24 protein-coding genes are annotated in these 25,485 nt (G+C 73.5%); 12 read left to right on the forward strand and 12 right to left on the reverse strand.

Translation table 11 applies throughout. The features are described from left to right. The first annotated feature begins 168 nt into the window (after positions 1–168). From AB0I06_RS32330 to AB0I06_RS32345, 4 genes are all read left to right on the forward strand, one after another. Positions 169–996, forward strand: a complete 828-nt coding sequence (locus AB0I06_RS32330; RefSeq protein WP_363122416.1) for an enoyl-CoA hydratase family protein — start codon at positions 169–171, stop codon at positions 994–996. Continuing rightward, the gene (locus AB0I06_RS32335; protein WP_363122417.1) at positions 981–3,356 is read left to right on the forward strand and encodes a bifunctional salicylyl-CoA 5-hydroxylase/oxidoreductase; all 2,376 of its coding nucleotides are present in this window, start codon (positions 981–983) and stop codon (positions 3,354–3,356) included. The genes AB0I06_RS32330 and AB0I06_RS32335 overlap by 16 nt, the downstream gene beginning before the upstream one ends. Before the next feature lie 10 nt (positions 3,357–3,366). Then, positions 3,367–4,317, forward strand: a complete 951-nt coding sequence (sigJ, locus tag AB0I06_RS32340; RefSeq protein WP_363122418.1) for an RNA polymerase sigma factor SigJ — start codon at positions 3,367–3,369, stop codon at positions 4,315–4,317. 113 nt (positions 4,318–4,430) lie between these two features. After that, complete coding sequence (locus AB0I06_RS32345; protein WP_363122419.1) at positions 4,431–5,642, forward strand: FAD-dependent oxidoreductase; 1,212 nt, start codon at positions 4,431–4,433, stop codon at positions 5,640–5,642. Positions 5,643–5,663: 21 nt separating this feature from the next. Here AB0I06_RS32345 and AB0I06_RS32350 read toward each other — a convergent pair whose 3' ends face one another. The 6 genes from AB0I06_RS32350 to AB0I06_RS32375 form a co-directional block, all read right to left on the reverse strand. Next, positions 5,664–6,737: an ABC transporter ATP-binding protein gene (locus tag AB0I06_RS32350; protein ID WP_363122420.1), complete on the reverse strand. Its 1,074-nt coding sequence runs from the start codon at positions 6,735–6,737 to the stop codon at positions 5,664–5,666. Then, positions 6,734–7,549, reverse strand: coding sequence for a molybdate ABC transporter permease subunit (modB, locus tag AB0I06_RS32355; protein ID WP_363122436.1), 816 nt, complete (start codon positions 7,547–7,549; stop codon positions 6,734–6,736). Before modB ends, AB0I06_RS32350 begins: the two co-directional genes overlap by 4 nt. Before the next feature lie 32 nt (positions 7,550–7,581). After that, the gene (modA, locus tag AB0I06_RS32360) at positions 7,582–8,397 is read right to left on the reverse strand and encodes a molybdate ABC transporter substrate-binding protein (RefSeq protein ID WP_363122421.1); all 816 of its coding nucleotides are present in this window, start codon (positions 8,395–8,397) and stop codon (positions 7,582–7,584) included. A gap of 143 nt (positions 8,398–8,540) precedes the next feature. Beyond that, positions 8,541–9,398, reverse strand: coding sequence for a ribonuclease BN (locus AB0I06_RS32365; RefSeq protein ID WP_363122422.1), 858 nt, complete (start codon positions 9,396–9,398; stop codon positions 8,541–8,543). 156 nt (positions 9,399–9,554) lie between these two features. Continuing rightward, positions 9,555–10,367 carry a PaaX family transcriptional regulator C-terminal domain-containing protein gene (locus AB0I06_RS32370; RefSeq protein WP_363122423.1) on the reverse strand — a complete coding sequence of 271 codons (813 nt, stop codon included), beginning with the start codon at positions 10,365–10,367 and terminating at the stop codon, positions 9,555–9,557. Between the two features lie 15 nt (positions 10,368–10,382). Then, the gene (locus AB0I06_RS32375) at positions 10,383–12,053 is read right to left on the reverse strand and encodes an AMP-binding protein (RefSeq protein WP_363122437.1); all 1,671 of its coding nucleotides are present in this window, start codon (positions 12,051–12,053) and stop codon (positions 10,383–10,385) included. 66 nt (positions 12,054–12,119) lie between these two features. On the opposite strand from AB0I06_RS32375, the gene AB0I06_RS32380 reads away from it, so the two are divergent. Continuing rightward, positions 12,120–13,301 carry an acyl-CoA dehydrogenase gene (locus AB0I06_RS32380; RefSeq protein WP_363122424.1) on the forward strand — a complete coding sequence of 394 codons (1,182 nt, stop codon included), beginning with the start codon at positions 12,120–12,122 and terminating at the stop codon, positions 13,299–13,301. Next, positions 13,298–13,696 (forward strand): Rid family hydrolase, encoded by a 399-nt coding sequence (locus tag AB0I06_RS32385; RefSeq protein ID WP_363122425.1) that lies wholly within the window; start codon positions 13,298–13,300, stop codon positions 13,694–13,696. Before AB0I06_RS32380 ends, AB0I06_RS32385 begins: the two co-directional genes overlap by 4 nt. A gap of 33 nt (positions 13,697–13,729) precedes the next feature. Here AB0I06_RS32385 and AB0I06_RS32390 read toward each other — a convergent pair whose 3' ends face one another. After that, positions 13,730–13,924, reverse strand: a complete 195-nt coding sequence (locus AB0I06_RS32390; protein WP_363122426.1) for a DUF5999 family protein — start codon at positions 13,922–13,924, stop codon at positions 13,730–13,732. 245 nt (positions 13,925–14,169) lie between these two features. Here AB0I06_RS32390 and AB0I06_RS32395 point away from each other — a divergent pair, with 245 nt between their 5' ends. The 6 genes from AB0I06_RS32395 to AB0I06_RS32420 all read left to right on the forward strand — a co-directional run bounded on the left by AB0I06_RS32395 (position 14,170) and on the right by AB0I06_RS32420 (position 19,822). Beyond that, entirely contained in the window at positions 14,170–14,610 is a 441-nt protein-coding gene (locus tag AB0I06_RS32395) for a DUF6299 family protein (protein WP_363122427.1), read from the forward strand. Between the two features lie 112 nt (positions 14,611–14,722). After that, positions 14,723–16,312 carry an ABC transporter substrate-binding protein gene (locus tag AB0I06_RS32400; protein ID WP_363122428.1) on the forward strand — a complete coding sequence of 530 codons (1,590 nt, stop codon included), beginning with the start codon at positions 14,723–14,725 and terminating at the stop codon, positions 16,310–16,312. A gap of 20 nt (positions 16,313–16,332) precedes the next feature. Next, a complete protein-coding gene (locus AB0I06_RS32405) occupies positions 16,333–17,301 on the forward strand; it encodes an ABC transporter permease (RefSeq protein WP_363122438.1) in 969 nt (322 codons plus the stop codon). Next, positions 17,291–18,190: an ABC transporter permease gene (locus AB0I06_RS32410; RefSeq protein WP_363122429.1), complete on the forward strand. Its 900-nt coding sequence runs from the start codon at positions 17,291–17,293 to the stop codon at positions 18,188–18,190. Before AB0I06_RS32405 ends, AB0I06_RS32410 begins: the two co-directional genes overlap by 11 nt. Before the next feature lie 62 nt (positions 18,191–18,252). Beyond that, the gene (locus tag AB0I06_RS32415) at positions 18,253–19,176 is read left to right on the forward strand and encodes an ABC transporter ATP-binding protein (protein WP_363122439.1); all 924 of its coding nucleotides are present in this window, start codon (positions 18,253–18,255) and stop codon (positions 19,174–19,176) included. Continuing rightward, positions 19,169–19,822: an ATP-binding cassette domain-containing protein gene (locus tag AB0I06_RS32420; protein ID WP_363122430.1), complete on the forward strand. Its 654-nt coding sequence runs from the start codon at positions 19,169–19,171 to the stop codon at positions 19,820–19,822. The genes AB0I06_RS32415 and AB0I06_RS32420 overlap by 8 nt, the downstream gene beginning before the upstream one ends. 31 nt (positions 19,823–19,853) lie before the next feature. On the opposite strand, the gene AB0I06_RS32425 is transcribed toward AB0I06_RS32420, so the two are convergent. The 5 genes from AB0I06_RS32425 to AB0I06_RS32445 all read right to left on the reverse strand — a co-directional run bounded on the left by AB0I06_RS32425 (position 19,854) and on the right by AB0I06_RS32445 (position 25,221). Then, the gene (locus AB0I06_RS32425; protein WP_363122431.1) at positions 19,854–20,153 is read right to left on the reverse strand and encodes a hypothetical protein; all 300 of its coding nucleotides are present in this window, start codon (positions 20,151–20,153) and stop codon (positions 19,854–19,856) included. A gap of 205 nt (positions 20,154–20,358) precedes the next feature. Continuing rightward, the gene (locus tag AB0I06_RS32430) at positions 20,359–21,123 is read right to left on the reverse strand and encodes a class I SAM-dependent methyltransferase (RefSeq protein WP_363122432.1); all 765 of its coding nucleotides are present in this window, start codon (positions 21,121–21,123) and stop codon (positions 20,359–20,361) included. A 113-nt stretch (positions 21,124–21,236) separates the two neighbouring features. Next, a complete protein-coding gene (locus AB0I06_RS32435; RefSeq protein WP_363122433.1) occupies positions 21,237–22,433 on the reverse strand; it encodes an aminotransferase class V-fold PLP-dependent enzyme in 1,197 nt (398 codons plus the stop codon). Between the two features lie 5 nt (positions 22,434–22,438). Continuing rightward, positions 22,439–23,758 (reverse strand): pyridoxal-phosphate dependent enzyme, encoded by a 1,320-nt coding sequence (locus AB0I06_RS32440; protein WP_363122434.1) that lies wholly within the window; start codon positions 23,756–23,758, stop codon positions 22,439–22,441. Next, positions 23,755–25,221: a Y4yA family PLP-dependent enzyme gene (locus AB0I06_RS32445; protein ID WP_363122435.1), complete on the reverse strand. Its 1,467-nt coding sequence runs from the start codon at positions 25,219–25,221 to the stop codon at positions 23,755–23,757. The genes AB0I06_RS32440 and AB0I06_RS32445 overlap by 4 nt, the downstream gene beginning before the upstream one ends. Positions 25,222–25,485 lie beyond the last annotated feature (264 nt).

Below are 25,485 nucleotides of genomic sequence, written 5' to 3' on the forward strand. Positions count from 1 at the left end.
GGTGTGGACGATCTGTGACGGATGTGACCGGCGCGGGTCACATCCGGCTCCACACCGGATTCCTACCCGCACGGTCTATCGCGCACTCATGACGACAGTCACGAATGAGTGATAGCTTCGTGGGGTAGAGCTCAGTGAGGCAGTGCCCGCCCGAGGAGGCCGCACGTCATGAGTCCCTTCACCGGCTCCGCCGCCCGCACCCCCGGCTGGGAGCATCTGCGTCTCGACGTCGCCGACGGCGTCGCGACCGTCACCCTGGCCCGCCCCGAGAAGCTCAACGCGCTCACCTTCGGCGCCTACGCCGACCTGCGCGACCTGCTCGCCGAGCTGTCCCGGGAGCGGTCCGTGCGGGCCCTGGTGCTGGCCGGGGAGGGCCGTGGCTTCTGCTCGGGCGGTGACGTCGACGAGATCATCGGCGCCACCCTCGGCATGGACACCGCCCGGCTCCTGGACTTCAACCGGATGACCGGCCAGGTGGTCCGCGCGATCCGGGAGTGCCCGTTCCCCGTGATCGCGTCGCTGCACGGGGTGGCCGCGGGCGCTGGAGCGGTCCTCGCCCTGGCCGCCGACTTCCGCGTCGCCGACCCCACCACCCGTTTCGCCTTCCTCTTCACCCGCGTCGGGCTCTCCGGCGGCGACATGGGCGCGGCCTACCTCCTGCCTCGCGTCGTCGGCCTCGGCCACGCCACCCGCCTGCTGATGCTGGGCGACCCGGTCCGCGCCGCCGAGGCCGAGCGCATCGGCCTGATCAGCGAACTGACGGAGGAGGGCCGGGCGGACGAGACCTCCCGGCGACTGGCCCACCGCCTGGCCCAGGGCCCGGCCCTCGCGTACGCCCAGACCAAGGCGCTGCTCACGTCCGAACTGGACATGCCCCTGGCGGCCTCGATCGAACTCGACGCCTCGACGCAGGCGTTGTTGATGAACGGCGAGGACTACGCCGAGTTCCACGCGGCGTTCACGGAGAAGCGCCCCCCGAAATGGAGCGGACGATAGTGGACGTCCCCGAAGGGGCGCGGGGAACTGCGCGACAAGCCACGACGCACCCGCAGCCGCACCACGACACCAGCCACCCCCTCCGCGTGGCGATCATCGGCGGCGGCCCCGGCGGCCTCTACGCCGCCGCCCTCCTCAAACGCCTCGACCCGGCACGGGAGATCACCGTCTGGGAACGCAACGCCCCGGACGACACCTTCGGCTTCGGCGTGGTCCTGTCCGACGAGACCCTCGGCGGCATCGAACACGCCGACCCCCGGGTCCACGAGGCCCTGCAACGGCACTTCACCCGCTGGGACGACATCGACATCGTCCACCGCGGCGTGCGCCACACCTCCGGCGGCCACGGATTCGCCGCCCTGGGCCGCAAGCGGCTGCTCGACATCCTCCACACCCGCTGCCGTGACCTGGGCGTCGACCTCCGCTTCCGCACCGAGGCCCCGCAGGACCTGCCGCACACCCACGACCTGGTCATCGCGGCGGACGGCATCCACAGCACCACCCGCGAGCGGCACGCGGACGTCTTCCGCCCCCAGGTGACGACCCACCGCTGCCGCTACATCTGGCTCGCCGCGGACTTCCCCTTCGACTCCTTCCGCTTCGAGATCGCCGAGACCGAACACGGCGTGATGCAGCTCCACGGCTACCCCTACGCGCCCGACGCCTCCACGGTGATCGTCGAGATGCGCGAAGAGGTCTGGCACGCGGCCGGGTTCGACGAACTCGACGAGGCGGAGTCGATCGAGCGCTGCGCCAAGGTCTTCGCCGAGGCGCTCAACGGCCGCCCCCTGAGGTCGAACAACTCCACCTGGACGACGTTCCGCACGGTCGTCAACGACCGCTGGTCCCACGGCAACATCGTCCTCCTCGGGGACGCCGCCCACACCGCCCACTTCTCCATCGGCTCCGGCACCAAGCTCGCCGTCGAGGACGCGCTCGCCCTGGCCGCCTGTCTGGAGGAGCGGGACACCCTGCCCGAGGCCCTGACCGCCTACGAGGCGGAGCGGCGCCCCGTCGTCGCCTCCACACAGCGCGCGGCCCGGGCCAGCCTGGAGTGGTTCGAGAACCTCGCCCTGTACCTGGACCAGCCGCCCCGCCAGTTCGCCTTCAACCTGCTCACCCGCAGCCGCCGCGTCACCCACGACAACCTGCGGCTGCGCGACGCGCGCTTCACCGAGAGCGTGGAGCGCGAGTTCGGCTGCCCGCCCGGCACGCCCCCGATGTTCACACCGTTCCGGCTGCGCGGCCTGACCCTGCGCAACCGCGTCGTCGTCTCGCCCATGGACATGTACTCGGCCGTCGACGGCGTGCCCGGCGACTTCCACCTCGTCCACCTGGGCGCGCGGGCGCTGGGCGGGGCCGCCCTGGTGATGACCGAGATGGTGTGCGTCAGCGCGGAGGGCCGGATCACGCCCGGCTGCGCCGGCCTCTACACCGGACGTCAGGCCGAGGCCTGGAAACGCATCACCGGCTTCGTGCACGCCCAGGCCCCCGGCACGGCGATCGGCGTGCAGCTCGGCCACAGCGGCCGCAAGGGCTCGACCAAGGTGATGTGGGAGGGCATGGACGAGCCGCTGGAGGAGGGCAACTGGCCGCTCGTGGCCCCCTCGGCGCTGCCGTACAAGGAGTCCGGCCAGACACCCCGCGAGCTGTCCCGCGCCCAGCTCACCGACATCCGCGAACAGTTCACGGCGGCGGCCGTGCGCGCCGCCCGGGCCGGCTTCGACCTGCTGGAACTGCACTGCGCGCACGGCTACCTGCTGTCCGGGTTCCTCTCCCCGCTGACCAACCGGCGCACCGACGCCTACGGCGGCTCCCTGGACAAGCGGCTGCGCTTCCCGCTGGAGGTCTTCGACGCCGTACGGAACGTGTGGCCGGGGGAGCGGCCCATGACCGTGCGCATCTCCGCCACCGACTGGGCCGAGGGCGGCACGAGCGCCGAGGACGCCGTCGAGATCGCCCGGGCCTTCGCCGCGCACGGCGCCGACGCGATCGACGTGTCGACGGGGCAGGTCGTGGCGGACGAGCGGCCGGAGTTCGGACGGTCCTACCAGACGCCGTTCGCGGACCGGATCCGCCACACCACCGGCCTCCCGGTGATCGCGGTCGGGGCGATCTCCTCCTGGGACGACGTCAACTCCCTGATCCTGGCGGGCCGCGCCGACCTCTGCGCGCTCGCCCGCCCGCACCTCTACGACCCCCACTGGACCCTGCACGCGGCGGCCGAGCAGGGCTACGCGGGCCCGGGCGTGTCCTGGCCGGCCCCGTACCGCGCGGGCAGCCGGCGCCCCCGGACCGGCCGCCTGGACGCCCCCAAACCGCGCCTGAGCCTGGGAGGCGCCGACGCCCGGGAGCGCTAGGATCCCTGGCATGGCCCTGACCATGAACGACGTGGACCGGTTCGAAGCCTTCAGGCCGCGCCTGGAGGCGGTGGCCTATCGCCTGCTCGGGTCGGCGAGCGAGGCCGAGGACGCCGTGCAGGAGACGTTCCTGCGCTGGCAGGGCGCCGACCCCGACCTCATCGAGGTCCCCGAGGCGTGGCTGACGAAGGTCCTCACCAACCTGTGCCTCAACCAGCTCACCTCGGCGCGTGCGCGGCGCGAGACCTATGTGGGCCAGTGGCTGCCCGAGCCGCTGCTCGCCGGGGATCCGATGCTCGGGCCCGCCGACACCGCCGAGCAGCGGGAATCGGTGTCGTACGCGGTGCTCGTCCTGCTGGAGCGGCTCGCCCCGAAGGAGCGGGCGGTGTACGTGCTGCGGGAGGCCTTCGACTACCCGCACCGGGAGATCGCCGACATCCTCGACATCACCGAGGCCGCCAGCCAGCAGATCCTGCACCGGGCGAAGAAGCACGTCGCGGAGGGCAGGGCCCGCAGCCGCACCGAGATCGACGACGCCACCGCGCGCCGGATCATCGACGAGTTCCTCGCGGCCGCCGCGAGCGGGCAGACCGAACCCCTGGTGCGGCTGCTCACCCAGGACGCCGTCGCGATCGGCGACGGCGGCGGCAAGGTCCCGGCTCGCGCCAGGGCGTTCGAGGGCGCGCTCGCGGTCGCCAAGTTCATGCGCGGCCTGTTCAAGCCCTCCAAGGCCAAGCGTGACCTGGTCGGCGGCTCTCCCACGGCGTACGCGTCGACCGCCAACGGCGACCCCGCCGTCGTGGTGGTCGTCGACGGCCGGGTCATCGGCGTCATGTGCCTGGAGGTCGGCGCCGACGGCATCGCCGCGTTCCGCAACCAGGTCAACCCCGACAAGCTCGAACGCGCGACCCGGCGATGGGCCGCCGACGATCACGGCGACCCCCTGCTCAGGGTCTTCTGACCCGGCCTCCAGCGATGTGACGTGGATCACATCACGCTCCTGTCAGGAAACGGCGGGCCGCCCGGTTCAAAGGGTGAATCGCTGGAGACAGCCGTCATGACAGGAGCTACGCCATGCAGCACCGCATCGTCGTCCTCGGAGCCGGCTACACGGGAGCCACCGCCGCCGGGCGCCTCGCCAAGCGGCTGCACCGCGAGGACGTCGCCATCACCCTCGTCAACGCCGAGCCCGACTTCGTCGAGCGTGTCCGGATGCACCAGCTCGCAGCCGGGCAGGACCTCGCGCCCCGCCCCTTCGACGAGATGTTCGAGGGCACCGGCGTCACCCTGAAGCAGGGGAAGGTCACCGCCGTCGACGTGGACCGCAAGGCCGTCACCGTCGCCGCCCTCGCGGACGGCACCGGGGAGCCCCAGGACGAGGAGCTGGCGTACGACACCCTCGTGTACGCCCTCGGCAGCGGCTGGAACGACCAAGGGGTGCCCGGCACCGCCGAGTACGCCCACGAGGTCGCAAGCCGCGCCGGAGCGCTCCGGCTGCGCGAGCGTCTGGCCGGCCTGGCCGCGGGAGAGTCCGTGGTCGTGGTCGGTGGCGGCCTCACCGGCCTGGAGGCCGTGACCGAGATCGCCGAGACCCGCCCGGACCTCGACGTCGCCCTCGCCGCCCGCGGCGGCCTCGGCGACTGGCTCTCGGACAAGGGCAGCGGGCACCTGCGGAAGGTCCTCGACCGGCTCGGCATCACCGTCCACGAGCACACCGCCGTCACCGCCGTCGAGGCCGACCGCGTCACCACCGCCGACGGCACGAGCATCCCGGCCGCGGTCACCGTGTGGACCACGGGCTTTGCCGTCCACCCGATCGCCCGGGCCACCACCCTGGAGGTCTCCGGCACCGGCCAGATCGTGGTCGACCGGACCATGCGCTCGGTGTCCCACCCGGACGTGTACGCCGTCGGCGACGCGGCGCTGGCGATGGGCCCCGGCGACAAGCCCCTGCGGATGTCGTGCGCCTCGGGCGTCTTCACCGCCTGGCAGGCCGTCGACGCCATCGCGGCCCGTCTGACCGGCGGGAAGGTCCCGACCGTGCCGGTGCGCTACTTCAACCAGTGCATCTCGCTGGGCCGCAAGGACGGCCTGATCCAGTTCGTCACCGCCGACGACCGTGCCGTCCGGTGGGCCCTTACCGGCCGGCTCGCCGCCTTCTACAAGGAGATCATCTGCAAGGGCGCGGCCTGGACGGTCGCCCACCCGATGGTCATGGGGGTCCGGCGTCGCGTCGTGCGGGAGACCGCCGTCGCCGAGGCCTCGCCGGTCAGGACGGCGGCCTGAGCCGTGGGGACGCCGGCCGTCTCAGACCGGATAGGCGTGGGTCTGCGCCGCCTTCACGGTGGCCCAGACCTCCGCGCCGGGGTGGAGGTCGAGCTCGGCTGCGGCGACCGTCGTGAGGTCGGCGGCGAGGGGCAGCTCGCCGGTGAGGTCGGCGCGGATCTGGTCGCCGTGGGTCTCCAGACCGGCCACCTCGCAGCGCCAGAGGTTGCGGGCGCTGGAGCCGGTGGGCCGGGCGCGATGGAGGGTGACCGCGCCGGGCGGGAACGCCACGAAGACCGGGCCGGACCACACCTCCGTGGTGGTGACGGACGGGCCGTCGGCCAGGCGCACGGTGTGGCCGTCGGCCTCGCCCCGGTAGAGGTTCAGGCCGACCAGCCGCGCGATGTAGTCGGTGCGGGGGTGGCGGGCGATACCGGCCGGGGTGCCCTCCTGGACGACCCGGCCGTGCTCCACGACCACCAGCCGGTCGGCCAGCACCATGGCGTCGAGCGGGTCGTGGGTGACGAGCACGGCCACCGCCTCGAAGTCGGCCAGATGGCGCCGGAGTCGGGCGCGGACCTCCAGACGGGTGCGGGCGTCCAGGGCCGCCAGCGGCTCGTCCAGCAGCAGCAGCCGGGGGCGGGTCGCCAGGGCGCGGGCGAGGGCGACGCGCTGGGCCTGGCCGCCGGAGAGCCGGCGTGGTCTGACTCCGCCGTGCGCCGCGAGGCCGAGGCGGTCGAGCCACTCGGCGGCCAGCGCACGCGCCTCGGCCTTGCCCGCGCCCTGGCAGCGGGGCCCGAAGGCGACGTTGTCGAGGGCCGTGAGGTGGGGGAAGAGCAGGTAGTCCTGGAAGACGACACCGACGGGACGGGCCTCCGGCGGTGTGCGGCCCAGGTCGGCGCCGTCCAGCCGCAGATGACCGCCGGACAGCGGGGTCAGTCCGGCGAGGGCGCGCAGCGCGGTGGTCTTGCCGGCGCCGTTCGGCCCGAGCAGGGCGACGACCTCGCCGGGCGGGACGCTCAGCGCCACGTCGAGGCGGAAGCCCCCGCGGTCCACGACGAGACGGGCGTCGAGCCCGTCCCTGGAGGGCCCGGTGGCGGGGTGGGCGGGGGTCATCCGGCACGCATCCAGCGGTCGCGCAACCCGGCCAGGACCGCGATCGACACCGCCAGCAGCACCAGGCTCAGGGCGATCGCGGCCTCCGGGTCGCTCTGCAGGGCCAGGTAGACGGCCAGGGGCATGGTCTGGGTGCGGCCGGGGAAGTTGCCCGCGAAGGTGATCGTCGCGCCGAACTCGCCCAGCGCCCGCGCCCAGGCCAGGACGGCGCCCGCCGCGATGCCCGGCGCGATCAGCGGCAGCGTGACCCGGCGGAACGCGGTGAAGCGGGACGCGCCCAGGGTGGCGGCCGCCTCCTCGTAGCGGGGATCGGCGGCCCGCAGCGTGCCCTCCACGCTGATCACGAGGAACGGCATCGCCACGAACGCCTCCGCGATCACCACCCCCGCCGTGCTGAAGGGCAGCGTGATCCCGAACCACGAGTCCAGCCACCGCCCGACGATGCCGTTGCGGCCCAGCGCCATCAGCAGCGCCACACCGCCGACGACCGGAGGCAGGACCAGGGGCAGGGTGACGAGGGCGCGTACGAGGCCGCGGCCGGGGAAGTCGACGCGGGCCAGCAGCCAGGCCAGCGGTACGCCGATGACCAGGCTCACCGCGGTGGCCGCGGTGGCGCACAGCAGGGACAGCCTGAGGGCCTGCCACACGTCCGGGCCGGTCAGCTGCCGGGGCAGACTCTGCCACGGGGTCCGCACCAGCAGGGCGACCAGCGGCACCAGCAGGAAGGCCAGGCCCAGCAGGGCGGGAAGCAGCAGCGGCAGCGGGACGCCCGTCCGGACCCGCCGGCCCCGCGGACCGCCCCGGGGGGTCACGGCCTCGGCGCGGGGCTCGCCGGTCGCAGGTGTCACGGCTCGAGGAACCCGGCCGCGCCCAGGACCCTCCGGCCCTCGGCGGACCGCACCAGCGCGATGAACGCCCTGGCGGCCTCGGCGTTCCTCGCGTCCTTGAGCAGGGCGATCGGGTAGTCGTTGACGGCGTCGGCGGATTCGGGGAACCGCACGCCCTCCACCTTGTCACCCGCCGCGCGCACATCCGTCTTGTAGACGACGGCGGCGTCGGCCTCCTTCAGCTCGACCTTGGTGAGCGCGGCCTTCACGTCCTGCTCGTAGGAGACCGGGGTGAGCTCGAGCCCGCTCGCGTCGAGGGCCTTGCGCGCGGCGGCACCGCAGGGCACCTGCTTGTCGCAGAGCACGACCTTCAGGCCCGGCTCGGTGAGATCCCTGAGCGAGGAGATCCCGGCGGGGTTGCCGGGCAGGGTGGCGATCTCCAGCTCGTTGCGGACGAACGTGGCGGGCGGGCCCGAGGTGTCCCCGGCGGCCGTGACGATCTTCATCGTGCCGGGGCTGGCCGAGGCGAAGACGTCGGCCGGAGCGCCGCCGGTGATGCTCGCGGCGAGGGAGTCGCTGCCCCCGAAGCTGAAGGTGACCTTCGTGCCGGGGTGCTCCTTCTCGAACCGCTCGCCCAGCGTCGTGAAGCTCTCTTTCAGCGAGGCCGCGGCGAACACGGTCACCTCGCCGGACGGCTTGCCCGACCCGGAGGAGCCGGCCTGCGCCGAGGAATCCGAGCCGGAGGACGAACAGGCGCCGAGGGCCAGCAGGGCGGCGGCTCCCCCCGCTGCCACCTGGAGCGGGCGGCGGGTCCGACGCACGGTACGGGTCATCACGGGCTGCTCCCTCTGCTCGGTACGCCGATGATAATGCCGCAGATGCGAGGAGAAAGTCGCCTGGCGATTCGCATGAGCCGGGGCGAGGATCGCTGGGGGTGGCATGTGCGTTCGCACGGGGCGGTCGGCGCGGGCCGGGCCTACTCTTCGGTGCCGGTGCCGGTGCCGGTGCCGGTGCCGGTGCCGGTGCCGGGATCGCGGTGGCGGTGGAGATGGCCGTGGCCGTGGCCGTGATGCTCCAGTGCCCAGCGGCCGAGAAGCGCGCCGCCGTAGACCACGTACCCCACGCCGATCAGCCAGGACTCCACGACGAGGACGACTCCGACCGCGCCGTAGCTGATCGCGTTGGTGACGATGAGCGGCGTGAAGACGAAGTAGGAGAACATGCGCAGGCCGACCAGTCCCGCCATGGTGGCCACCGCCCCGGGGAGCAGATCGCTCCAGCGGACCTGTCCGCCGAGCAGGAAGCGCTGGCCCCACCAGAAGAACAGCACGCCGGACGCCGAGCTGAGCGCGATCCGCTCCGGCCCCGAGACGAGGCTGCGCGTCTGCACCTCCTGGTACAGGTACGCGGTCATCGCGATCATCCACACCGCCTGCCGCCAGACTCGGTGCCACGGACCCGAGGGCAGCCCCCAGATGCGCTCGTAGCCGTTCTGCACGCTCCCGCCGAACGCCACACCGAAGACCGCGAGCGCGACCCCGCCGAGGACGCTCGTGGTGCCGATGACCTTGCGCGGCGGGCTGATGATGTCCGTGAGCAGCCGGGCCGACCGTCCGGACAGCCCCATCCCGTCGGCCAGCCAGGAGGCGAATCCGCCGCGTGCCAGCGGGTCGGCGGCGGCCACCACGATGAGCAGCGGTGCCAGGGTCACCAGCGCGAGCGTGGCGAACCCCGTGGCCCGGTGCAGCAACTCCACGTCCCTGCCCTGCCGGACGAGGGTGTGCGCGCCGATCCGTTTCCACCCGCCGTGCACCGAGCGACCCCACCGCCTCACGGGAGCCGGTCCGCGCGGGCGCCCGCCGTCCTCGGCGGTGTGGTGGTGACGGTCATCCCTCGGTCCGCCTCCCGGTGCGCGCTCCGTCCACTCGCGGACATCGTTGACGGTTCCATAGCGGAGCAAACGCGGCAAACCGGGCGGCGCCCGGGTGGGTCAGAGCCCCACGAACGCCGCCCCCGCGTCCCGCAGCCGCTCGTGCAGCCCCCGGAACACCGCCGCCGAGCGGACCCCCGGCCAGTCCGCCGGCAGCAACTCCGACGGCAGGCCCGGGTCGGTGTAGGGCAGGTGGCGCCAGGAGTCCAGGGCCAGGAGATAGTCCCGGTAGGCCTCCTCGGGCGGGGTGTCCGCGCGCTTCTCCCACGCGTGCAGCACGCGCGCGTGGCGGTCGAGGAACGCCTCGTGCTCCTTGGCGATGGCCGCCAGGTCCCACCACCGGGCGACGGCCTCAGCGGTCGGGGCGAAGCCGAGGTGGTCACCGCGGAAGAAGTCGACGTACGCGTCCAGCCGCAGCCGCTGGAGGGTGTGCCGGGTCTCCTCGTACAGCCGCGCCGGCGCGATCCACACGCCCGGAGCGGCCGTGCCGAAACCGAGCCCGGCCAGCCGGGAGCGCAGGACGTGCCGCTTCTGCCGCTCCGACTCCGGCACGGAGAACACCGCGAGCACCCAGCCCTCGTCCCCGGGCGGCGCCGAGGCGTAGATGCGCCGGTCACCGTCGTCGAGCAACTGGCGGGCGTCCGGAGACAGTTCGTACCCGGCCGCGCCCTGGGCGGTACGGGCGGGCACGAGCAGTCCCCGTCTCTTCAGCCGGGACACCGAGGAGCGTACGGACGGCGCGTCCACACCGGCCGCGGCCAGCAGCCGGATGAGTTCGGCCACCGGCACGGGGCCCGGTACGAAGCGGCCGTACGCGCCGTAGAGCGTGACGATGAGAGACCGTGGTGCATGCTGGTCGGACACGTTGATCATCTTAGGTCGTACGGATCAGTCCCGGTCGCCTTCCGGTACCCCCGGGGCGCGCAGTCTGAACCGCTGGAGCTTGCCGGTGGCCGTGCGCGGCAACGCGTCCAGGAAGACGATCTCGCGCGGGCACTTGTACGGTGCCAGTTCGCTCTTGACGAAGGCGCGCAGTGCCTCGGCGTCCCGCCGCGCGCCTTCCTTGAGGACGGCGAAGGCCTGCACGACCTGCCCGCGGGCCTCGTCGGGCCGCCCCACGACCGCCGCCTCCACCACGTCCGGATGCCGCAGCAGCGCGTCCTCCACCTCGGGCCCGGCGATGTTGTAGCCGGCCGAGATGATCATGTCGTCGGCGCGGGCGACGTAGCGGAAGTATCCGTCGGGGTCGCGGACGTAGGTGTCGCCGGTGATGTTCCAGCCGTCGCGGACATAGTCCCGCTGCCGCGGGTCGGCGAGGTAGCGGCAGCCGACCGGTCCGCGCACGGCGAGCAGCCCCGGCTGCCCGTCGGGCACGGGCTCGCCGTCCGCGTCCTGCACGCGTGCCTGCCAGCCCGGCACCGGAACGCCCGTGGTCCCGGGGCGGATCCGGTCGCCGGCCGCGGAGATGAAGATGTGCAGTAGCTCGGTGGCGCCGATGCCGTTGATGACGCGCAGACCCGTGCGCTCGTACCAGGCCCGCCAGGTGGCCGCCGGCAGATTCTCGCCGGCCGAGACGCAGCGGCGCAGCGAGGAGACGTCGTGCCCGTCGAGCTCGTCGAGCATCGCGCGGTACGCCGTCGGCGCGGTGAACAGCACCGAGACCCGGTGCCGGGCGATGGCGGGCAGCAACTGCCGGGGCCCCGCCTGTTCGAGCAGCAGCGCGCTCGCGCCGGCCCGCAGCGGGAAGACCACCAGCCCGCCGAGGCCGAAGGTGAAGCCGAGCGGGGGGCTGCCGGTGAACACGTCGTCCGGGCGGGGCCCGAGGACGTGCCGGGAGAAGGTGTCGGCGATCGCCAGGACGTCCCGGTGGAAGTGCATACAGCCCTTGGGGCGGCCGGTGGTGCCGGAGGTGAAGGCGATCAGTGCCACGTCGTCGGCCGAGGTCGCGACGGCCTCGAACGGTCTCGGGGGCGCCGCGAGGCTGAACAGGTCGTCCGGGGCGTCACCGCCGTAGGTCGTGATCCTGAGGCCGGGGATCTCGGCCTTGGCGAGGTCGTCGACGGACCGCACGTCGCACAGGGCGTGCCGCACCCGCGCGATCTCGCACATCGTGCTCAGTTCGTGCGGACGCTGCTGGGCGAGCACCGTGACCGCCACGGCCCCGGCCTTCAGCACCGCCAGCCAGCAGGCCGCGAGCCAGGGGGTGGTGGGGCCGCGCAGCAGCACCCGGTTGCCGGGGACGACCCCGAGTCCGCCGGTGAGCAGATGGGCGACGCGGTCCACCCGGGCCCGCAGCTCGCCGTACGTCCACGACGCGCCGGTCCCGGTGTGGAAGGCGGGGCGGTCGTCGGGCGGGCCGCTGAGCAACTCGGCGGCGCTGTTGAGCCGTTCGGGGTAGCGCAGCTCCGGCAGGTCGAAGCGGAGCTCGGGCCATTGGTCGGGGGGTGGCAGATGGTCCCGGGTGAAGGTGTCGACGTGGGCAGTGCCCCGTGCGTTCATACGGTTGCCCCCTCGGCGTGGTGGGCTCGCCCCTGGAGCGTATCGTGTTGGTGACGACAGTCAACGGTCCGCGATAGCCTCGGAGTGACCCGGCCGGAACGCAGGGTGGCGGAGAAGGGACCGGCGATGACCGCATTCTCGCTCGAACCGGCACAACTCGCCTGGTGCGCCGAACTGCGCGCCCTGGCCGCGCAACGGCTCCGCCCGCTGGCGGACAAGGGGGAACCGGGCCAGGTCAACCGCGCCCTGGTCGCCGAACTCGGCGGCCTCGGACTGCTCGGGCGCCTGTTCACCTCGGGCGCGCTCGACCTGTGCCTGATGCGCGAGTCCCTGGCCTACGCCTGCACGGAGGCGGAGACGGCCCTGGCCCTCCAGGGCCTGGGCGCCCACCCGGTGCACGCGTACGGCACCCCGGCACAGCGCGCCCGGTGGCTCCCGCGGGTGGCCGACGGCACGGCGATCGCGGCCTTCGCGCTGAGCGAGCCGGGGGCCGGATCGGACGCGGCGGCGCTGGCGCTGCGAGCGGAGCCCGACGCGCCACGAGGTGGCGGCAGCCCGGCCGGTACGGCCCTCACCGCCGCCCCCGACGGCTCGACCCGCTGGCGCCTCACCGGAGAGAAGTGCTGGATCTCCAACGCCCCCGGCGCCGACTTCTACACCGTCTTCGCCCGCACCGGTCCCGATGCCGGGGCGCGCGGCGTCACGGCCTTCCTCGTGCCCGCCGACCGCCCGGGCCTGACCGGCCACGCTCTCGACATGCTCTCACCGCACCCGATCGGCGCACTCGACTTCGACGCCGTGCCCGTGACGGCCGACGACGTGCTCGGTGCGGTGGACCACGGCTTCCGGGTCGCCATGGGGACGCTCAACCTGTTCCGGCCCAGCGTCGGCGCGTTCGCGGTGGGCATGGCGCAGGCGGCCCTCGACGCGACCCTCGACCACACCGCCGGACGTCACGCCTTCGGGGGCACCTTGCGTGAATTGCAGGCCGTCTCGCACCAGGTCGCCGAGATGGCCCTGCGCACCGAGGCCGCCCGGCTGATGGTCCTCGCGGCGGCGTCGGCGTACGACGCGGACTCCCCGGACGTGCCCCGGCGCTCCGCCATGGCGAAACTGCTCGCCACCGAGACCGCGCAGTACGTCGTCGACACGGCCGTCCAACTGCACGGCGCCCGGGCCCTGCAACGCGGCCACCTGCTCGAACACCTCTACCGCGAGGTGCGCGCCCCGCGCATCTACGAGGGGGCCAGCGAGGTGCAACGCGGCATCATCGCCAAGGAGCTGTTCGCCCGTCAGGAGGACCGGTGAGCACCGAGCGCGTCAACCCGCCCGAGCTGTCCCCGCCGGCCGGTTTCTCCCACGCCGTCGTGGCCTGCGGCTCACGGGTGGTGTTCCTGGCGGGCCAGACCGCCCTGGACGCCGACGGCAAGGTGGTGGGGCGGACCCTGCCCGAGCAGTTCGAGAAGGCCCTCACCAACCTGCTGGCCGCCCTGGCCGCGGCCGGCGGCACACCGTCCGACCTGGCCCGCGTCACCGTCTACGCCACGGACGTCGAGGCGTACCGCGCGCACGCGCCCGAACTGGGCCGCCTGTGGCGGGCGTCGGCCGGGCGCGACTACCCCGCCATGGCGGTCGTCCAGGTGGTCCGGCTCTGGGACGCGGAGGCGCTGGTGGAACTCGACGGCTTCGCGGTCCTGCCGTAGAGCCCCGCCCACGGCCCGGGGGTGACGCCCGGCTCAGGCCGCGACGGCCAGTCCCTGCGCCGCCGCCCGGCGCGGCTGCACCACACGGCCGTCGGGGAGCAGTTCGCCGGTGTCGTCGAAGACGACCCTCCCGTCGCACAGCAGGCTCCAGCCCTGCTCGGGGCGGGCCGCGACGACGTGCGCGGCGGGGGAGTCGGTCGCGGGGCACTGGGGCTGGTGGGCACACATGGCGCACCTCCACGTCGGTAGGGCCGTCCGAAGGATTCGTACGACGCTCACAGACAGACCATCCTCCCGTACCGGACTCATCGGAACGGCCCGGCGGGAAGCGTGACACGCCCAGGACATTCCCCGGACGGTTCCACGACGGCCGGCGCCAACTCGCCACCGAAGGGGTGAGGGTCACGGGCGCCGACCCGCAGGGCCGGTACGAGTGGAAGACGCAATTCCGCTCCTTTCGGGAGGTTTCCCCCATGCGTGTACGTCCCCTTCTCGGCGCGGCGGCCGGTGCCGCGCTGCTCCTGCTCACCGGCGCCGGCGCGACGCCCGCCGGCGCCTCCGTGCTCGCCCCGGCCGGTTCCGTGACGGTCGACCCCGTGGGCCGCCTCGCCGCCGACGGCACCGTCACCCTGTCCGGCACCTATCGTTGCGTGAGCTCCAGTGGCCCGGTCTTCGTCAGCTCCTCGGTGCGTCAGGGCGTCTCCCCGACCCGCTACGGCATCGGCGGCACCCGCGCCGTGTGCGACGGCGCCGAGCACCGCTGGGTGAACACGGGCCGGACCGCGACGGGCTCGCTCATGGCCGGAGTGGCCCACGTGGAGGCCACCGTGATGGAACTGCGCACCTTCAGCGGCCTGCCGCTGCCCACCTTCCACGCGGTCCGTGGCCAGGACATCACCCTGACCCAGGCCTGAGCGCCACAGCGAACGCATCGGCGGGCACCCCGGACCCGGGGCGCCCGCCGATCCTGTTTAATTGCGATGTCTTTGCAATAGCCTTATCTGAGCAACAAGGGTGTGAGGTCACATGTCGACCCGTCGGATACGAGGGGCCGCCGTCACGGCGGCGCTGGCCACGGCGGTCACCGCCTGTTCGGCTCCCGGCGGCGGCGGTTCGGGCGACGACAGGTCCGCCGGCACGGTCGTGCTCGGGGTGGCCTCCGAACCCGACACCCTCAGCCCGCTGCTCGGCTACGGCAAGGACGGCAACTCCAAGATCTTCGACGGGCTCCTCGCCCGCGACGCGGACCTGAAGCTGAAGCCCGCGCTGGCGGCCGAGCTGCCGAAGATCACCGACGGCGGCCGCACCTACACCTACACCCTGCGCGACGGGGTCGAGTTCAGCGACGGCGAACCGCTCACGGCCGCCGACGTCGTCTACACGTACCGGACCGTCCTCGACGCCAAGACCAACAACACCTTCAAGAGCGAGCTGGACGCCGTCGACACCGTCCGCGCACGCGGTGACGACCGGGTCGTCTTCACGCTCAAGTACCCCTACGCCCCCTTCGCCGCCCGCACCGTCCTGCCCATCGTCCCCGAGCACATAGCCGGCGAGCAGGACCCCAACACCGGCTCCTTCAACACCGAGCCGGTCGGCACCGGTCCCTACGTCCTGAGCAACTGGAGCAAGGGCGAGAAGCTCACCTTCAAGGCCAACCCCCGCTACTGGGGCGGCAGGCCGAAGGTGAAGACCTTCACCATGGCCGTCATCGGCGACGACAACGTACGCGCCACCCGGCTGCGCTCCGGCGACCTCGACGGCGCGGTCCTCCCGCCCAATCTCGCCGCCACGTTCAAGGGCGACGACGCCAGGCGCACCTACGAGGCCCGCTCCTACGACTTCCGGGCCGTCACCCTGCCCACCGCGAACGAGGTCACCGGCGATCGCGCGATCCGGCAAGCCCTCGACGCCGCCGTCGACCGCGAGGCCATGGTCGACAAGATCCTCGACGGCGCCGGCCGCCCGGCCTACGGGCCGCTGCCCGTGGACGACCCCGCGTTCACCGCGGACATCGAGCGCGCCCAGGACCTCGGCAGGGCCCGGAAGATCCTGGACGAGGCCGGCTGGAAGCCCGGCAAGGACGGCATCCGCGCCAAAGGCGGACAGCGGGCGGCCTTCGGCCTGCTCTACGCCTCCGGCGACAAGGTCCGCCAGGACCACGCCCTCGCCTACGCCTCCGACGCCAAGAAGGCCAGCATCGACGTGACGGTGGAGAGCGCCACCTGGGAGGTCATCGAGCCGCGCATGAAGGACACGGCCGTACTCGCCGGCTTCGGCAGCACCGGCGACCCCGACTTCGGCCTCTACACCCTGCTGCACTCCTCCCTGGCCGGCGACGGCTTCAACAACATGGCCCGCTACGACAACCCCGCCGTGGACCGGGCCCTGGACGACGGCCGCCGCGGCCAGGACCCGCAGACCCGCCGCGCCGCCTACGACAAGCTCCAGCGCGCCCTGGTGCAGGACCCCGGCTACACCTTCCTCACCCACATCGACCACCTCTACGTCCTGGCCGACCGCTGGGAGGGCCTGACCACCCAGCTGGAGCCGCACGAGCACGGCTTCGCCAGCGGCCCCTGGTGGAACATCGAGGACTGGCAGCCGAAGCGGTGACCCGACCGCCCTGGGGCGCGATGGCACGGCTGGCGGGACGGAGGGCGCTGTCCGCCGTCCCCGTCCTGCTCGTCGTCACCTTCGCCGTGTTCGCGATCGCCGCCGCCTCCCCGTTCGACCCCGTCAAGGCCTACGCCGGGACCGCCGCGCTCGGCGCCGACCAGGAGACCCTGGACCGGCTGCGCGACAACCTCGGCGTGGAGCGGCCCTTCGCCGCCCGCTGGTGGCACTGGCTGACCTCCGCGCTCACCGGCGACCTCGGCCACTCCAGCGTGATGCGGCAGCCGGTCGCCCAGGTCATCGGCGAACGGCTCGTGTGGTCCGCGCTGCTCTGCGCGGTGGCCTTCGCCGTCGCCGTGCTGGTGGGCACGGTCCTCGGCGTGCTCGCCGCCCGCCGCCCCGGCTCGCTCGCCGACCGGACCGTCACCTCCCTCGCCTACACCCTGGAGGCGGCACCGGTCTTCTGGATCGCGCTGCTCGCCGTCTGGCTGTTCGCTCTCCAGTGGGACGTCCTCCCGGCGGGCGGCCTGACCGACACCGCCAGCGACCAGGTCACGCCGGGCCAGGTGCTGAGCCATCTCCTCCTGCCCGCCGGCGTCCTCGCCGTGTCCCAACTGCCGTGGTTCACCCTCTACGTACGCCAAGGCGTCGGCGACGCGCTGGCGGAGGACCCCGTACGCGGCGCCCGGGCCCGCGGCCTGAGCGAACGCACCGTCCTGCTCGGCCACGCCCTGCGCTCCGGACTGCTGCCGGTGCTCACCCTCATCGGCTCCCGCGTGCCCGAACTCATCACCGGCGCGCTGCTGGTGGAGAGCGTCTTCAGCTGGCCCGGCATCGCCGCCGCCACCGTCGAGGCGGCCACCGCCGCCGACTTCCCGCTGCTCGCCGCCCTGACGACCCTGGCCACCGCCGCCGTGCTCGCCGGGAACCTGTTCGCCGACCTGCTCTACGGACTGTTCGACCCGAGGGTGAAGCTCAGTGACATGTGACGCACCGGCGCCCGCCGCCGCCCCGGAGAAGACCGAGTGGCGCTCGCACGGACCACGGCGCCGCTCCACCCGCGCCCTGCGCGTGCGGACCTCCGCCGCGCTGGTGGCCGCGACCGTCCTCGCCGTGCTGCTCGTGCCGCCACTGGTCCAGCTCGACCAGCAGGCCGTGAACCTCGCCGCCAAACTGCGACCGCCGTCCTGGTCCCACCCGTTCGGCACCGACGACGTCGGCCGCGACCTGCTGCTGCGCTGCGTCTACGGCCTGCGCGTCTCGCTCCTCGTCGGCGTGGCGGCGGCGCTGACCGCGACCGTCGTCGGCACGGCCGTGGGCGCGGCGGCGGGGGCACTGGGCGGCTGGGCCGACCGGGCCCTGATGCGGGTCGTCGACACCTTCTCGTCCGTGCCGCACCTGCTGCTCGGCATCTTCGTCGTCGCCATGTTCCGCCCCGGGGTGTGGCCGGTGGTGATCTCGGTCGCGCTGACCCACTGGCTGTCCACGGCCCGCATCGTGCGCGCCGAGGTGCTGTCGCTGCGGTCGAGGCCGTACATCGACGCCGCCGTCTCCGGCGGGGCGTCCCGGTGGCGGGTGACCGTACGGCACCTCCTGCCCGCCGTGCTGCCCCGGGCCGCGCTCGCCGCCGTGCTGATGGTGCCGCACGCCATGTGGCACGAGTCCGCGCTGTCCTTCCTCGGCCTCGGACTGCCCACCCACACGGCGAGCCTCGGCACCCTCATCCAGAGCGCCCGCGGCTCCCTCCTCGCCGGCCAGTGGTGGCCGACCCTCTTCCCGGGGCTGTTCCTCATCGTCCCGACCCTCGCCGTCGCCGGACTCGCCGGGGCCTGGCGGGAGCGGATCAACCCGCGTCACCGATCGGAGCTGATGCTGTGAGCGCCGGCCTGGACCCCCTGGCCCCCCTGCTGTCCGTCCGGGGACTCTCCGTGCGGTTCCTCATGCCGGGCGGGCGCCGCGTCGCCGCCGTCGACGACGCCCGGTTCGACGTGGCGCCCGGCGAGTGCTTGGCCCTGATCGGGGAGAGCGGCTGCGGCAAGTCCGTCCTGGCCTCCGCCCTGCTCGGACTGCTCCCAGGCAACGCCCAGACCGCCGGCTCGGCCCTCCTGGGGGACCTGGACCTGCTCACGGCCGACGAGCGGACCCTCGCCCGCACCGTACGCGGACGGCTCATCGGCCTCGTACCGCAGAGCCCGGCCGCCCACCTCACCCCGGTCCGCACCGTCCGCTCCCAACTGGAGGAGACGGTCGCCGCGTTGACCGCCACCCGGGGCCGGGCCGCCCTGCGGGCCGCCGCCGAGGCCGCCGCCGAACGGGCCGCGTTCCCCGCCGACCACCTCGACCGCCACCCCCACCAGCTCTCCGGCGGCCTCGCCCAGCGCGCCGCCACCGCCCTCGCCCTGGCCGGTGACGCGCCCCTGCTGCTCGCCGACGAACCGACCACCGGACTCGACCGCGACCTGGTGGACCGTACGGTCGACGAACTGCGGCGGCACGTCGACGGCCCGGGGGACAGCGGCCGGGGACGGGCCCTGCTGATGATCACCCACGATCTGGCGGCAGCCGAGCGCATCGCCGACCGGGTCGCCGTCATGTACGCGGGCCGCATCGTCGAACTCTCCGACGCCGCCCCCTTCTTCGGCTCGCCCGGGCCCCGTCACCCCTACAGCCGCGGTCTGCTCCAGGCCCTGCCCGAGCGCGCCTTCACCCCCATCCCCGGCATGCCGCCCGAACTCGGCGACCTCCCGGCCGGCTGCGCCTTCGCCGCCCGCTGCGACCGGGCCACCGACATCTGCGCCACCGAGCCGCCCACCGGCACGGTCGCCTGCCACCACCCGCACGTGCCGGAGGACGTCCGTGCTTGAACTGCGCTCCATCACCGCCGGATACATCAGGAACGCGCCGGTGGTCCGCGACGTCTCCCTGACCGTCGCGCCGGGCGAGTCCGTCGGCCTGCTCGGCCCGAGCGGCTGCGGCAAGTCCACCCTCGCGCGGGTCGCGGCCCTGCTGCACCGCCCCGACTCCGGCACCCTGCTCCTCGACGGCCGGCCCGTACGGCGCTGGCGCCACCGCGCCCCACGCGCCCTGCGCACCGCCTTCGGGGTCGTCTTCCAGCAGGCCAGGCTCTCCGCCGACCCCCGGCTGCCGCTCACCGACCTGATCGCCGAACCCCTGCGCGCCACCGGCCGGGGCGGCGAAGTCCCCGGCCGGGTGGCCGAGCTGGCCCAGGTCGTCGGCCTCACCCCCGACCTGCTGACCCGGCGCCCGCACGAGGTCAGCGACGGGCAGCTGCAACGCGCCTGCCTGGCCCGGGCCCTGGTGCTGCGCCCGCGCGTGCTGGTGTGCGACGAGATGACCGCGATGCTCGACGCCTCCACCGCGGCGTCCCTGGTCGCGGCCGTCGAGGACTACCGGGCCGCGACCGGCGCCGCCCTGCTGGCCGTCGGCCACGACCGGACCCTGCTGGAGCGCTGGTGCGACCGCACCGTCCACTGGGAGAGCCTGACCTGAGCCGCGCCGCTCCCGCGTGGGGCGCCCTGTGTCAGTGGTCGTCCCAGTGGCCCTCGTGGGCGGCGTGCCGGTGGCCGTCGTGCACGTAGTCCGTGTGGTCGTCGTGCCGGACGGCCAGATGGCCGCAGTCGTCGCCGTGCTGGTGGTCGTGGTTGCGGTGCACCGCGTGGTCGGCGGGCGCGCACTCGTCGGCGTGCCCGTCGTGCATCCGGTGGATGTGCCCGTCGTGGGCGTAGTCGGTGTGGTCGCCGTGCGAGAAGGAGAGGTGACCGCAGTCCTCGCCGTGGGCGTGCGCGTGGTTCTCGTGGGTGGTGTGCTCGGCGGTGGTCATGGGGGGCTCCTCGCGTGGGGGGTGTGGCCGCTCCCGGCGCTCGCACCGGGGGCGGCTCGGCGACATCACCCTAGGGCGACATCTGCGTGCATTGTCGTAAATGCCCGCCCGTGCGCGCCACCCGGCGCCGGGCGGCCGAGTGAGGCGCCGGGCGCCACGGGTTGGTCGCGATGCCCAGGTTGAGGAGGGACTTCGCGGGGACGATCTAGCGCACCGCCACGATCACGCAGCTGTCGCCGTACTGCCACACCGGTCCGGCCTGGCCGAAACCCGCCTGCCGGAGCAGCTCCAGATGGTCGCGCGGGGAGAGTCCGGCGGGACGGCAGGTGCCGGGGGGTGCCGCCCGGCGGCGGCGCTCGGCGAGGAGGTCGGCCAGCTCCGGGTCGTCGGCGACGGCGGCCCACCAGGAGCCCCAGTCCTCGTGGGCGAACACCCGTTGCCGGGCGGCACGGCACCGCCCGACATGGGCGGCGATCGCGCCCGGGCCGGTCCCGCCCTGGGGGAGGTGGTCGCCGTTGACGAGGACACCCCCGGGGCGCAGGAGGCCGGCGAGCTGGCGGTAGACGCGCGCCAGGGTGTCGCGGTCGAGGTAGTGCAGGGCCGTCGTGGACACCGCCGCGTCCAGGGGCCGGTCCAGGTCCAGAGCCCACACCCAGCCGGGCGCCCCGATCTCCGTGTCGACGTAGCGGGCCGCGTCCGGGTGGTGGGTGCGTCCCAGCTCCAGCAGGACGGGATCCCGGTCCACGGCCACGATCTCGGCGTCGGGCAGCCGCCGGATCAGCCGGGCGGCGAGGGAGCCTGGCCCGCAGCCCAGATCGACCACGAGGGGCGGGCCCGCGCGCCCCTCGGTGACGTGTTCGACGACATCGGCGATCACGGTGAACCGCTCCTCGCGGTCCACGGCGTACCGCTGCTGCTGGAGCTCCCAGCGCTCCACCCATCGCTCCGCCGTCGCCAGACTCAGCCCCATCCGCTCGCGCCACCTTGCCGTCTCGCGCCTGACACCTTTCGGTCCGAGCCTACAGGTGGAAACGGTTCTCATTACGCCCAGCGGGTGGTGTGCTGTCCGCCCGGTCGGCGTCGTCACTGAAGCGAGGTGAGAACGGACAGCAGTCGGTCGATCTCCTCAACGGTGTTGTACACATGCAGACTCACCCGCACCGAACCGGTCTTCTCGCCCGCGTCGCCCTGGCAGTGATGGTCGGAGCGGACCATGAAGCCGTGGCTGAACAGGATGAACCCCAGATCGCCCGAGTCGACGGCACGGTGCCGCAGCGTCACGATGCCCCGGCGGCGCTGCACCGTCGTGTCCGCCGCCAGGCTGAGGGGGCAGCCCAGGATCTCGTAGGCGTCCAGCCGGCGCAGCCCCTCGGTGAGCCGGGTCGCCAGGTCGGCCGTCCACCGCTCGATGCGATCGACGCCGGCCGACTCCAGCCAGTCCAGGGCCGCTTCGAGCGAGGCGATGCCCACGGTGTTCGGGGTGCCGCTCCACCCGCCCGGCACGAAGGCGGGGCCGCGCGCCTGCCGGGCCCACACCGCACCCGACCCGGGCAGGGCCAGCGCCTTGTGCCCGGAGAACACGACGAAGTCCACGTCCAACTCGGCCACGGAGACCGGCAGATGACCGACGCTCTGCGCGGCGTCCAGGCAGATGACCGCGTCCGGACCGACGGCGTCGCGGATGCGCCGCACGTTCATGTCGCCGCCGTACACGTGGTGCACATGGGTGGTGGCGACGAACCGGGTGCGCGGCCCGGCCCGTTCGGCCAGCGCCCGGTGGTCGTAGTCCCCGGAGCCGCTCTGGTACGGCATCGGCACCACCGAGACGCGCACGCCCTCCCGCGCGAGCAGCGCCTGCGCCTCCAGCCAGGGCGTGATGTTGGCCTGGTGGTCGGCGACCGGCACCACGATCTCGTCGCCGTCGCGCAGGAACCCGGGCAGCCAGTCGCGGGCGACGGTCCGCAGCCCCTCGGTCGTGCCGCTCGTGAAGTGCACGGCGGAGCGCTCGGGCCGGCCGTCCCCGAGGAACCGGGCGACGCGCTCGCGGGTCCGCTCGACCAGCTCCGTGGTCCGGTTGGCCCAGGTGTAGGTGCCCCGCGCGGCGTTGGCGTTGGACGTGGTCAGGTACGTCTGCACGGCGTCCAGCACGGCCTGCGGCTTCTGTGCCGTGGCCGCGCTGTCCAGGTACGCCAGCTCGGGGTGCCCGGTGACGATGGGGAACTGGGCGCGCAGCGCCCGCTGCCACAGGCCCGGATCCTCACGGGTGATCGGCGCCGTCATGCCGGTCAGTCCCGCACCAGGGGCGCGCCCGCGTCCCGCCAGGCGATGATGCCGCCCGCCAGGCTGCGCACGTCCGGGTGGCCCATCCGGGTCAGCAGCGCCGCGTACCGCGCGGACTTCTCGCCCACCGGGCACGCCAGCAGCACCGGCCGGCTCCGGCTGAACGGCAGCCCGCCCCGGACCAGTTCGGCGAACAGTTCGTCGACGATGTTCACCGAACCGTCGATGTGCAGCGCCGCGTACGCGAACGGGCTGCGCAGGTCGACCACCAGCGGCCGGTCGGACTCGATCCAGCGCCGGGCGTCGGCCACGGAGACCGACGGCGCCCGGCCGACCTCGGCGTCGGACAGATCGGCCGGCGAGTTCCTCCGGGGCGGCCGGCCCAGCAGGTCGGGGCGCCGCTGCCGGACGTAGCTCAGATAGCTCTCCACCCGGTCGCAGACGATGAACACCGCCGACCGGCGCTCGGCCGACTCCTCGTCCAGCGCCCGCAGATGCCGCACGGCACCGAAGTACGCCGCCCCTCCCGTCGGGCCGCCCAGGATCCCGCAGCGGCGGTTCAGGGTGAGCATCCCCTCGATCGCCTCGTCCGCGGTCACCGACTCCATCGTGTCGTACGTGTCCGGGTCGAACAGGCCGACCTCCTGCACCTCGTCGATGGTGCGGATCCCGGGTATGAAGTCGGACTTGGCCGCGACCAGCCCGACCACCCGCACCGACGGGGCCTCCTCCCGCAGGGCGCGGGCCACCCCCGTGGAGGAACCGGCGGTCCCCACACAGGCGACGAACCAGTCCGGGACCCGGCCGTCGAGGTCCTTCACGATCTCCGGCCCGGTGCCGGTGAGATGGGCCTCGGTGTTGCGCGGGTTGAAGTACTGGTCGGTGTGCAGATAGGCGTTGCCGGAGGCCGACAGCGTCCGGTGGAAGAGGGTCAGCGGGTCGTCCGTGGCGGTCGGGTCCAGGCACTCGCTCTGCCCCGGCAGCTCCTCGATCTCCGCGCCGAGCAGCAGCAGGAGGTCCTTGATCTCCGGCACCCGCATCCGGTTGGTGACGCTCTTGAAGCCCAGGCCGTGCATGCCCGCGATGACCGCGAGGGCCTTGGCCGTGTTGCCGCTGGACAACTCGACCACCTGGCTGCCGTGTTCGACCGCCTCGGCCAGCAGGGGGCCCGCCATGCTCCAGGCCGCCCGGTCCTTGACCGAGCCGAACGGATTGAGCATCTCCAGCTTGGCGTACAGGTCGATGTTCCGAAGGCCGTGCACGGCCGGGTCTATCCGCACCAGCGGGGTGTTGCCGATCGCCTCGGTGATGCTGTCGTACCTCACTGGACTCCCCCCGAGGGCGTGATCGGCCAGAACTGGTCGTCGAGGCACCAGCGCCACGCGTCGCCGTCCTGCCAGGCGGCGACCTTGCGGGCGGCGGGCTGGTGCTGGGCGCGGGTGGCGTGGAAATCCATGGCGTAGCCCGCCGTGTTGGCGAAGGCCAGCAGATCGCCGGGGACCGGACGGCGCGGCAGGAACACCCTGCGCCGGGTGATCAGGTCGCTCTCCAGGCAGAGACTGCCGAAGAGGTGCACGGCGACGGGCCCCTGACCCGGACCGGCTCCGCTTCCGGGGATGACGACCGGGTCCATCAGCACTCCGTGGTCCTCCAGGGCGATGTCGTCCGCCTTCGCGGCCAGCCGGACGAGCAGCGGCCCGCCGGACTCCTGGGAGCGGACCTCCAGGACCCGCGCCAGCGAGAGTCCGCACTGGTCCAGCAGCGCCCGGCCGGGCTCGATGTGAAGGTCGTACAGGTGCTCCAGCAGCAGCGCGGCCAACGGGCGGCCGCCCAGCGAGGCGGCGGGCTGGGCCAGCAGCTCGTCCAGGTAGGCCGCGCCCGCCACCGGCCGGTGGGCGGGGTAGAGGCCGAGCGCGCCGCGCAGGGTGCCGGACTCGTTCCGCAGCCCGTAGCCGTGCCCGCCCCAGGCGAGGGGCGGGCGGCGGCCGAGGACGGCGGAGGTGAGCCCGCTCGTGTACGCCTCCCACTGCTCCCGCTCGGCGAGATAGCTGACGCCGAACCCGCCCCCGATGTCCACGGCCCGCGGCCGCAACCCCCGGGTACGGCACAACTCAAGCGCCGCCAGGCTCCCTTCGAGGGCGGTCGCCTTCTCCGCGACGCTCGTCGTGTCCAGATGGAACGCCACCCCGGTCGGCGCGACCGCGTCGGCATGCCGCCCGACCGCCTCCAGCAGCGCCTCCAACTCCCGTACGGGCGTGCCGAAGCGGCTGCGCCGGCTCAGCACCCGCACACCCGACGCCTCGAACCCCGACAACCGCAGCAGCACCGGCACCGGGGCGAGCGCGTGCCCCCGCACCAGGGCGGCGAGCTGGTCCAGTTCGGTGACGGAGTCGACGCCGACCGTGACGCCCGTGCGCGCCGCCAGCCACAGGAACTCGGGGTTCTTCGGGCCCGTGGCCGTGATCCGGCCGGCCTCGAACCCGGAACCCAGCGCGTGCTGCAACTCACCCAGCGACGCGACGTCCACGCCCGCGTCCGTCGCGGCGAGCCGCCGCAGCAACGCGCTGGACCGGTTGGCCTTGTGGGCGTAGAACACCTGCCCCGGCAGATGGTGGGCGCGATACACCGAACGGAACCGCTCCAGGTTCTCGGCGATCTGGTCCGGCACCACGACGTGCACCGGCGAACCCAGTGCGTCGGCGAGCGAGTGCAGGGTGCCATGCGCCGCCACGAGCGACCTCAGTCGCGGCTCCAGCCGCGGTTCGAGATACAAGGGCCGGCCGTCCATGCGCGCTCCCCCCTCCTGAAGCCGCAGCACCCGGCATCCGGGCACGTCGGACACTCCTGGCGTTTCGCCGTATGACCCCTATCCATTCTTCGGTCGCTTTACGCCCTGTAAGGCCCGGGCCCGCACCTCGCGCCGGTGTGAAGCGGATCACGGGCCGGGCCCGGGCGCGCGCCGGGCCCGGCCCCGCGCGGTCGGGAGTGCACACGTCTGTACACCAGGGACCACCAGTTTCAAGGGGTATGGCGGGTTGTGGTTGTTAAAGGT

The sequence above is a fragment of the Streptomyces sp. NPDC050674 genome (genome assembly GCF_040654575.1).
GTDB lineage: Bacteria > Actinomycetota > Actinomycetes > Streptomycetales > Streptomycetaceae > Streptomyces.